The organism is Sodalis-like endosymbiont of Proechinophthirus fluctus (assembly GCF_001602625.1).
GTDB lineage: Bacteria > Pseudomonadota > Gammaproteobacteria > Enterobacterales > Enterobacteriaceae.
On the sequence record NZ_LECR01000042.1, the window covers coordinates 12183 to 22184 of the forward strand.

General features: G+C 47.7%; 11 protein-coding genes. 10 read left to right on the top strand and 1 reads right to left on the bottom strand.

Features of this window, described 5'->3' with window-relative positions:
- Positions 1–1875: 1875 nt before the first annotated feature.
- The 10 genes from BG74_RS16770 to BG74_RS16780 all read left to right on the top strand — a co-directional run bounded on the left by BG74_RS16770 (position 1876) and on the right by BG74_RS16780 (position 9571).
- A complete protein-coding gene (locus BG74_RS16770) occupies positions 1876–2253 on the top strand; it encodes a Clp protease/crotonase-like domain-containing protein (RefSeq protein WP_187202644.1) in 378 nt (125 codons plus the stop codon).
- A 222-nt stretch (positions 2254–2475) separates the two neighbouring features.
- Positions 2476–2727 carry an MFS transporter gene (locus BG74_RS04885; RefSeq protein WP_187202645.1) on the top strand — a complete coding sequence of 84 codons (252 nt, stop codon included), beginning with the start codon at positions 2476–2478 and terminating at the stop codon, positions 2725–2727.
- A gap of 499 nt (positions 2728–3226) precedes the next feature.
- A complete protein-coding gene (locus tag BG74_RS13150) occupies positions 3227–3409 on the top strand; it encodes a hypothetical protein (protein WP_187202646.1) in 183 nt (60 codons plus the stop codon).
- Positions 3410–3488: 79 nt separating this feature from the next.
- Entirely contained in the window at positions 3489–3689 is a 201-nt protein-coding gene (locus tag BG74_RS04890) for a hypothetical protein (RefSeq protein ID WP_066597015.1), read from the top strand.
- A gap of 178 nt (positions 3690–3867) precedes the next feature.
- Complete coding sequence (locus tag BG74_RS04895; protein WP_066597017.1) at positions 3868–4110, top strand: enoyl-CoA hydratase/isomerase family protein; 243 nt, start codon at positions 3868–3870, stop codon at positions 4108–4110.
- A 2349-nt stretch (positions 4111–6459) separates the two neighbouring features.
- Entirely contained in the window at positions 6460–6798 is a 339-nt protein-coding gene (locus BG74_RS04900) for a hypothetical protein (RefSeq protein ID WP_244267301.1), read from the top strand.
- A 183-nt stretch (positions 6799–6981) separates the two neighbouring features.
- Positions 6982–7230, top strand: coding sequence for a hypothetical protein (locus BG74_RS04905; protein ID WP_066597019.1), 249 nt, complete (start codon positions 6982–6984; stop codon positions 7228–7230).
- Between the two features lie 143 nt (positions 7231–7373).
- A complete protein-coding gene (locus BG74_RS04910; RefSeq protein ID WP_204376321.1) occupies positions 7374–7859 on the top strand; it encodes a hypothetical protein in 486 nt (161 codons plus the stop codon).
- 592 nt (positions 7860–8451) lie between these two features.
- Positions 8452–8682: a MaoC family dehydratase gene (locus BG74_RS16775; protein WP_244267303.1), complete on the top strand. Its 231-nt coding sequence runs from the start codon at positions 8452–8454 to the stop codon at positions 8680–8682.
- 631 nt (positions 8683–9313) lie between these two features.
- Positions 9314–9571 carry a hypothetical protein gene (locus BG74_RS16780; RefSeq protein WP_244267304.1) on the top strand — a complete coding sequence of 86 codons (258 nt, stop codon included), beginning with the start codon at positions 9314–9316 and terminating at the stop codon, positions 9569–9571.
- Positions 9572–9890: 319 nt separating this feature from the next.
- Here the strand turns inward: BG74_RS16780 and BG74_RS19600 are convergent.
- The coding region (locus BG74_RS19600) for a hypothetical protein (RefSeq protein ID WP_187202648.1) at positions 9891–10002 on the bottom strand (112 nt) is incomplete at its 5' end.

The window sequence follows — 10002 nt, forward strand, 5'->3', positions numbered from 1 at the left end:
CACATGTCGGCTCACCCATGACAGACCATCACGCCCAGCGACATAACGATTTGAAATAAAATTTTATTAAAATTAAGTAAGCACTATTCATGAATATTAAGTAAACACTATTCATTGCGTCGATGGGCAGCTCTACTTTTTAATGCCGTCTGCGACAGCCGGCGCTCTCCCTCCTCTCCTTCGTGTTATGGGCCGCAGATAGTCTCAGGGGTGGTGGGCCCTTAGTTGGCTAGCGACTTGCGCTGATTAGCCTGGTGCAATAGGAAAAGGCGACTGCCTTGTTACTGGCCACGATGGCCGCCTTCTCTAAGCTATTGGCTTTTGCTCCTGGCAGACTGCACTACAGCGATAGGTAGGGTGAGCATGATACCTCCTGGTAGGAGTGAGCGCGGGACAAGCCGCTTGTGCCAGTTGCCTGTGTCAAGGTGTGAGAGACGCAAAACAGTGTCGACGTTAAAGACAAATCGCGTGTCGAGAGGGCCGTCGTCTGAAACGAAATTTTCGTCATAGATAACTTCGAGAGTATAGCGATTATAATACCCTACCGACTCCATCGTAATATAAAGATGCCCTGGGTCCACGCCCGACAAAAAGACGCCGGTCGCCCACGCTGCGATCCAGGATGCGTTTGATTCTGCCGACAAAATCCACGTGCAGCAGGGCAAAAACGTGAAGATCTTTTAAGATGAATATCTTTATGAAGATTTTCGCTATTCACCAGCGACATAAATTCGAACGCTTTAAGTAAAAGTTCCAGATAAACCGTATTAACGCGCAAACAGTGTCACTCGGCTCTAAATTGTCCAGCACCAACACCTCCTCATCTGCGCGCGCATCGGCATAAATGTCTTCTGGTACGGCCTGAAAAAGATCGCCCTTGCTGTTGAAAATATTAATAGATCAGGCTCTTGTTCACACCTGCCTTGGCCGCTACACCGTCGATACGTGCAATCCTAACCCAAGGCCGGCGAATTCATACATCGCCGATGCAAAGATCAGAGCTTTCGTCTGCACCGGATCGCGCGAACGCTTTTTAACGACGCTTTTTTATAGCTGATTCTGTTGCATAGGATCAGCTTACTTATTAAATTTTGATGAAAACTATACGCTAAATTCCGGTTTTCTTGCACCGTTTGTACAAAAATATCCCCTGCGCCTCGCCTATTGCATGGTATCACAATGCGGGAAAAATATCCCTAGTCCCCTGGCGTTATTTCCTCTAGCAAAAGCTGTGCTAGGAACTGCCCACATGCTTTCAAAATTTGAAAGCTATCCCACTTAAAATTTTTTCCGGTACCGGCGATATTGAAAAGGGTCGTGCTCTTGAGAGCGACAAAAGGGGTGCCAACTTAAGTAACGAACCTATTTGTTATATTAGAATAATAGGACGATGATAGCGCTATGTTATGAAATAAAGCTTGAGGTCGAACAGAGCATCACCAGATTCACTCTCATAAATCCGAAACGCACAACGCACTCACCCTCGACATATTACGCGCTTGATAAAAGGGCCTTTCCCAATTGGAGGCGAGAGAGGACGTCCGGTGTATCTTACCTCAACTAGAGAGCGTTGTTTGCAGCAGTGCGGATATCAAAGAATGAGGGGATATTGTTCTGAAAAAATAGGTAGTCTGTTTATATGCGCTGGTAATCCCGTTTTTCGTCGTATCCGCAAAGATGGACGTTCCCACCATTACGTTCATGCCCTCGGCGGGGGTTGGAACTAGCGCTAGCTTGTGATTTCCGCTATGTGGTCGAGGAAATAAAACTCGGATTGCCCGAAGCTTCGCACGGCGCCATTCCCGGCTGGATAGATGCGCAGCGGCTGTTTTCCCTGGCGAGGAGCCGGCAGAATGCATCACATCGTCATGTTGGGTGAAACCATTGCCGCGCACACAGCAGGCAATGGTATGGGAAATCGAGCACGCGATCGTCGCCAGAGAGCAGCTTGATGCGTATATTCGTGGAATCTTTGCGCGGTTGACGTCGCGTTCTCCTGCAGCGATCTCCATCGGAAACCAGCTGATACGCATGATTAAACCGCAGATGCTGTATATCGTCCATGAATTAGCCTTTTCGGTTTGCAAAGCAATGGCGGATGCTCGGGAAGGCGTCGCGAACTTTCGTAAAAAACGCCCGACCGACGTAAAAAACGCCCGACCGATTTTGGTCACGACCGTGAACTCACCCACCCTCCCTCTCGATACTGGGCCAAATAACTCCCTTTGGGGCAAAGAAAGGCATCGCCACTAGGCGGGGTAGTCGGTCTATGGCCGTTAACACGTTATGTCGTTAAGCAACGGATTAGTTATCTGACGGCTGTACTCTAGTACTTTAAATAATAACAATGAAAAACTTTTTAAGGCATTATCAGTGTGGCGTATTTGCGCACTGCTCTTTGTCACCATCACCATTAATCACCTTTTAATCGCCAGGTGCTTATTCTTAAACCCGAAATTAGCGGCGATATTTCATTTGACTGAAACCGATTACAGCTACGTCATGACGGTATTTGCCTTTTGCTACGCTCTTAGCATGGTTTCGCCGGAAAATTCGCCGATCTGTGGTTCGGTGTCAAGATGGGCTTACAACGTCCTAGTTTGGAGCCTGGCATACTGCGGTCATGCTTTTATCCGCAACATGTTAGGATTCTGCGTTATGCTCGCCTTTCTCGGTCTGGCGGAGAATGGTACTTTTCCCTACGCGGTAAAAGTGGTGTCGGAATAGTTTCAGCAGTTATAGCAGTTATAGCAGTTATAGCAGTTATAGCAGTTATTGGCCGTGGGTATCATTGCCTCCAGTGACAGTATCGGTACCATGTTAGCATCGGCTTTAGTTCTTTGGCTCGTTGGTGAGCTTTTCGGCTGGTAAAACGCCTTTTTTGACTGGTATTCCATGCTTCATCTATTCCATGCTTCATCTATTCCATGCTTCATCTGGTTTTCCTTCTAGTATATCATGTATTACGCTCCTCAGAAACATCCTCGCGTCACCTCGCAGGAATTACATTCCATTCGACAGAAAAAAGAGATGGTTCAGCAAAAAGATAGCTGGCAAATCGTCGGCTGGTCTTCGCTGTTCAAACATTGTGCCACGTGGTCAATTGTGGTCGGTAAAGGTATGACTGACCCCCCATCTGAATGGTTTTTATTATTTTGGCTATTCTTTATATTTCAATAGCTGCTTTAATCTGGATCTGCAGCACCTCAGTCTGCCGCTTATCATTGTGTATGCTTCTATCTCCATCGGCAGCGTGTTGGGCGGTTGGGCTATGTTGGCGTTTATCACCCTAGGCTTGATCCGTCAGCTCCACGCAAGCCAAACGACGATGCTTGGGCTTGTGGTGCTGGTAATTCTGTTACGGCGCATCAAGGCTGGTCGGCCAACATGTTTCCCTGGCGTCCTATAATGTTTCTCAAATTGGTCATGGCGTCAGTCGTAGACATCGGCAGCATAGCGAGTGGCTTGACCTCAGTGCTGTTCCGTTTGTGGTCAGCGCAGTGCTAGAGTATTTCAGTGTTCTGGGCAAAATCGGTTTGGGTTATAACGTCCTGTTTATCAGCTACGGCTTCACCTATATCGCCGTATGGTTGTTCATGTGCCTTAATCTATCGTCGTGGCAAAAAGTGCCCTTCACCCAAACCATCGTTCAGTATGCAAACGGCACCGCCTTCCCAGTTATTTCCTGAGAAAAGCACGATGACGTAATGATCAATTTATAAAAATGTTATGTTGATCACTGCTTACTAGCAAGTAAGTATAACTACTTGCTTGCTACCCCTCACTCAACTCAACACGATGATGAGGATTCACTATGAGTTATAGTACCGCTTTTTTACACCGGCATGGGGCCATTGCTGAAAGTGCATGGGGCCATTGCTGAAAGTGATAAATCGGCCGAAGAAAATAAACGCCATGAAACCGGAAATGAGTAAGGCCCTGGCGTTGCTGTTTACCCTGCTCAATAACGAGGACGCGGTGCACATCATCCTGCTTAGAGGCGAAGGCGAACGGACATTCATAGCTGGCAGAGATTTGCGGACGCTCTCTCGCTATCATTTCATTCATCCATGGATTTTCGTTATCGTACCGATTACGGCACTACTGTAGCGCCGTGCGCGCAAGCCGGTAGTGGCCTCGCTTAAGGACTGAGTGTTTGGCGGCAACCTGGAAATGATGATGGCAGCGGACATTCGCGTGGGGGGCCATAGAGCCGGAGGTGTTGCGTAGCTAGGTGGGCGCAGCGGCCCGCGATTACTACCACGGCTGGTAAGCTATGATCAGGCTTAGCATTTAGAGCGGCGACAATATTGACGCACAGAAGGTCTGCCGCGTTGGCCTGGTAGAATACCTGGTAGCGGATCATGAGGCTAATGACACCGCATATTTATGTCAGAGATTGGCTAAAATTCATTAGTGATCCAGGCCTTCAAAAGCCGCCGTTCGCGCTTCATTATCTTGCCGCTGGAAGCCAGCATGCAATATGAAAACGAATTGACTACCTTATATACTTTGCCGTCAGCAATTACTATCAAGACTAGGAGACGTTCAGCCAACAACGATCGTGACAGACCAGGAGTAGGCTAGCATTTCTCTTCAAAGGACACCACACCCGCAATAACAGATCTTCGCTGGCCACCCCCGCGGCAGCAATGAAATCCCATGAGGATAAATGCTCTTCTTAATTATTTATATTGTGAAGAAAAACTTCACGTCCTGTGTAAAGGAGAACGTTCGATGAACCCGATATCGCAACAACCGGAAAAAATAGATAACAATTTCAAACGCGCCATCTTTACGTCAACACGGGGAACCATTATAGAATGGTACTATTAAGTATTATATGCCGCTACTTCCTGACTGATTATTAATAAACTATTCTTTCCTCAGCTCAGTCAACTCAGCAGTATATTGGCATCATTTGCTAACATACTGCCATTGGCTTTATTATTCTCCCTGTGGGTAGCATTATTATTTCACATATTAGCAATAAGTTTAGCCTTAAACCGTCCCTCATCTTCTGTATTTCGATTATGGGGTGGCTACCGTCTAGGTCAGTCTGCTGCCGATATGGCACAGCATTAGTATTTTAGCACCGATATTATTAATCTTTCTACGCATTATGCAGGATTTCGGCACTGGCGGCGAATTGTCAGTAGCTACTACCTTGGTCGATGAATACACGCCGGTTAAACGACTCGGCTTTTTACCGCCATCCCTAATACTGCCACTAATTTTGGCATTATGATCGCGACCATGACATTTATATTTTTCTCTTAGCTACCGGAAGAAATGTTATTAAGCTGAGTATAGCCAGTTTCTTTCCTACTCTCTCGGTATTGTTTTTATGATTACTATTTATATCCGCAATAGGATGGATGAGAAGCAGGAATAGATGAATGTTATAGATAAAGCGTAGCATCAGCATCATCAGCAAAAAATGACCCCAATATGCCAGATCCTTAGAGAGAGCCTATGTGAAGTGCTCTGTGGTTTCTTTACCATATTGGTATCAGGCTCTGTGACCTATGTCCTTAGTACCTTCTCGCTCAGTTATATTATAAATACCCTCGGCATGTAGAAATAGGAAGGTTTGATTGTGTTGATCATCTCATTTTTATATCTCGTTGATACTATAAATACTTTTCTGGAGGAACTTATCGTCAGTGATATTTATGGCATTAGTTAAGATGCACTGGTAGTACACATTGGTATTTTCTCTCTAATTTATTTCCCATCCGTTATTTATTTTTCGGAATTGCCATTTTCCGAGAACTGTCCAGCACTATTGGCGGACCGACGATGTTTATAGCTAAAGATCTGGTGGCATTAGTCGGTGGCAGACTCACGAGGGTTATGGTATATTTAGGAGCGTTTTGTCTGTTTACGATTATTGTTGTGTCTCCTGGCAAAAATTTATCATGTCATGATGAAGATAATGCGCCATTACTTCAGAAGAGAAATAATGCTGAGCCTGAGCATCTTTAATTTAATAAAAATGCGATGTTGACGTCACGGTGAAAATAATGCAATCCGTTTCAGGGAAAAGTATTCTTTTCTATATAAAATAATAATATATCCTATTTATCTTATCCATTGGATCGAAACAGTTAATTATTTAATAGTGGAAAATAATGATACGGATTGTTTCTGCCGATGACGAGGTTTCATCACTGCACGATAGCGATACCGTCATGATCGGAGAATCGGGCAGAGGACATGCAATATCCGAAGCGCTGCTTGAAGCCTTCAAACGACGTTTTCAGCGGTAAAGATACCCCTTGGCAGCTCACTGCACTCCGCCATTCCGTGGGGTTTGGGGATCACGGAAAACATAGTGCCTCACGGCTGCGTTAAGTTGACTTTGGCGGCATCGCGCGCTGGCGGAACAAGATCACCGAGGTGGGATTAGCACGGACCTGCCGCCTGTAAAGGCAGTTGTCCTCACCGTCAGTGGGTTTGCCGAGACGGCTGTTTTCCCGCCGCGAACTGCTGGCGATTGAGACACTATATCCGATGTACGCTGGAAACCACGCCTGCATCAATACACTCGCTCAGGCGTTGGTGTTTTGCGAGCTCTCGCTGACGTTCCATATCAGCGATTGGTTAGTACCAACCAGCTATCTGCTAACCGATCGCAGCATGATAGGCAACGGCGTCATCGATTTTCTGCGATTGTACCAACGCGTGGCCGACGATGACTATCGCAGCCGATGTGAAAATTTTCTCCACCGACGCCTTGTGGTAACAGTCGGTGGATGTGACGTTGAGCACCATCATTCAAATATTACATATTAAAGTAAATAATGATGATCATAATGAAAATCGATGACACCCTGATCCCAGCCCGTTTGCTGCTCGCGATAAACCGTAAACCATATGTGGGTGCTGTTGTCCACCAAAATCAGCGTCTAAAGCGCTGATTTTGGTGGCGCCTAATGGCAAGCAGGTGCATACAAGCCCAAAGGCTGGACGGATTGAATGCAGGGGTTTGAATACGGCAGCACGCTGCTGCAATTCGATACCACCAGCGAGCTGGATTTTCTGGATCAGTCGCTGGGGCGCATCCGCGTCGATATGCCGCAGTACATACCCATTTCGGCATGCATGGATCAGGATTTCAATAAAGTGAGTACTTACGTTAATTTTCTGCGCCTGATGTCCAAAGGAAAGCTGCCGGACGATCCAGGCCGGCAAAACTATTGGCGCTTCGCTGTTCAGAGGCGGTAAAGCCTACCGTTGGGCCCTCTCTCAGCGCCAGTGAAAGTTATATCACTCCTTTAACGAGGCATACTCGCTGTTTATCGACACGCTAAATACCCTGCAGGTGTTGCTGTTGGCGCACGATCTGGGGCAGGAAATGAAAGTCGAGGGTGATGGGTACCATGACCAGCGCGCTATTACCTAATTACGGCGAAGGTCGGGATATTTATGACGTCCGCGGCCGGACTGCATCTCCAACCCGCGCAACGTCCTATTTCGCCGCGTCAGTACCCAGCAAGGCTATTCGGGCTTCTCTGACCTTAGACCTGCGGTTTGAGTTGGACTATATGCGGTTTTTCGGAGCTTATGGAGTATCTGCAGGTGCCGCCTGCCGAAAAATAGAAATCCTCGCAGGACAGGACAGTACCGTGGCGGCGTTGGAAAAGGCCACCACGGTTTGCGATTTTTATCTGGCGTTTACCACCATCGACGGCATTCCCTATCGGGATATCTGCGCCTTCGGCCTGGCTACGCTTGATACTCCCTATGAAAAATCGGATCCCGCCAACACCTTCAAGCCTGTAGACAGGTCCGCCACGGCGATTGCGGCGGAGCAGGGTCTGTTGCGACTCGGCGTCTGGCTCGACACCCAATAACGCCTTGGTCCGCCAGGCCGGATTAACCCTGCTGCAAACACTGCTAGACGACCGTTATCTGGGTTTGTCGCCGCAGTATTAAGGCCTCTTGCCACGCAGCCAATACCGTCGCCCCAAACGCTTGGATTATATACCGGAAGGCCACCGCAACCCGTTCAGTAAGCCACCATGTGGGAGATTATCATCTGCGCGAGCGGGCGCTTATGTGCAGCGAATGGCGGTGCGTTTTACCTCGGACGGCATCAGGGTTTTTGATGTCTTCCCGGCACATTCGTACCGATATGATCGCCAGCGTGAATAAAAAATATGACCGTCATATCGGCGACAGTCTGGGTCTCCCCGCGCAGCACTGGAGACAAAAGGCGATAATATCGCCACGGCCATCACCCATCCTCATCAAATCTGAGGCGTTTTTCGCTGTCGGCTCGGTTTATCCATGCCGAATGTGGGTTAACCCTGCAACGCCTATAGACCCGCGCCATCCGTGAGCGGGCGCGGCGCAAAAATAAAGAAGGTAGTATGTCATTACCGTCCCAGACACGGTCCCAGACACGGGACGGCGGTTATCGGCCGGCGAATATGGTTATTGCGTTTGCAGCCGGGGAATCGCTATGATTCCCAAGGCGATAACCCTCACGGAGTCGCGCATATTATCGAGTTCGCTGGCATTACTGGCGATCTTTTTGCCGTGCATATAGATGATAGTTTCGCCCGCCAGCAGGGGTTTTTCTCCGGCCGCATCGCCTATGGTTTGTTAGGGCTGATGCTTGTCGATGGCTTGAAAACCCGTTCAGCTGTGCGGGGCATCGCGACTCTGGGCTAAAACTGGTCATTCTGAGTGCCCACTACTGCCTAGAGATCGTATTTATGACAAAATTATTATGTGAGTAATAAACGGCCGACAAAGCGAGCCGATAGAGGTATCGTGGCCTTTGCCCTGCGGATGACTAATCAGCATGATGCTATCGTGCAACAGGGTAAAAACCAGCTAAAATGATGCGGTAATAGGCTCTTCTACAGACCGCTTGCTCGGTGTCTTCGCTCTGAAATGCCGAAATTCTTCTTGCGCAAAATGACGCCCGTATTTTTCTATGATACTGAAAAAAATAAATATTATGCCTGCCTTCACCCATTAATTATAATATGCAGACAAAGCCATAAGTATTGTAGGGAGCAGTAGTATTCGATGATCTAGAGGGGATTATGTCAAAAACAGAATACAACCAGAGTCTGACAACCAGCAGTTCAATGCAGGAAAAGATTAAAGACGTCATGCGCAACTTGCTAATTGCTCATGGTTATCATAGGATCACCTTTGGTGTTATATTTAAAGCCTTACAGATCACCACCAGTATTCATTATCATTTCAGTAATACAAATTATATTACAGAAATCTTAGCGCGAAAATATATGTAGCCGAAGCTAAGAAGAACCATAGCACTATTTGGCTGTATATGACCATCACACTCGAACAGAAATTCGCCCACGTGGCGGCGTATAATTGTCGGCTGTATCGCAAATATAACCTTGATGATAAGGGAAGTCATCCCTGGAGTTTAGTTGGCCGGCTGCGCCTAGAGAGCGATGTGCTCTCCGAAGCCACCTGTCTTCTCCCTAGCCTAGCGTCGTTCACACAGACTGTGCAGGAAGTGACTAGCCAGGAGGTGGAAGATGCCTGGCAACAGGGAAAGCTAAAGACTGATACGACATAGCAGGATTTAGTATTTTACTGACCGATCTGGTATGACATCTCATCGATATTTGCCAAAATACGGGAGTTTCGCTTGCCTGGAGCAATTTTTCACCGCCTTCTTCTCTCGCGTGATATTATCCGTCTAAACCCTTGAGGTGCCGATACTCAGCAGCAAAGAGATTTAATACGCTGCGGCAAGGCCGCTGACACAGGAGCGGCCAAGCCCCTTCGCCCGCGATAAAAGACAATACGGCCATTGCCGAGACTCTCCGTGCTACCGGGATAATAATCTCTCCGCCGGGTAGCGCACGAATGGGGCCGTCGCCCGCCCAAGAGGTTTATTTTCCGAACACCTCCCGAATCCAGTTCGCCACGTCGTTGCTGTCTTTCTGCTCATCCTGTGGCGGAGAGCTTTGCAGTTGCCCTTTCGGCGTGGCGTCAAGCTGTGGT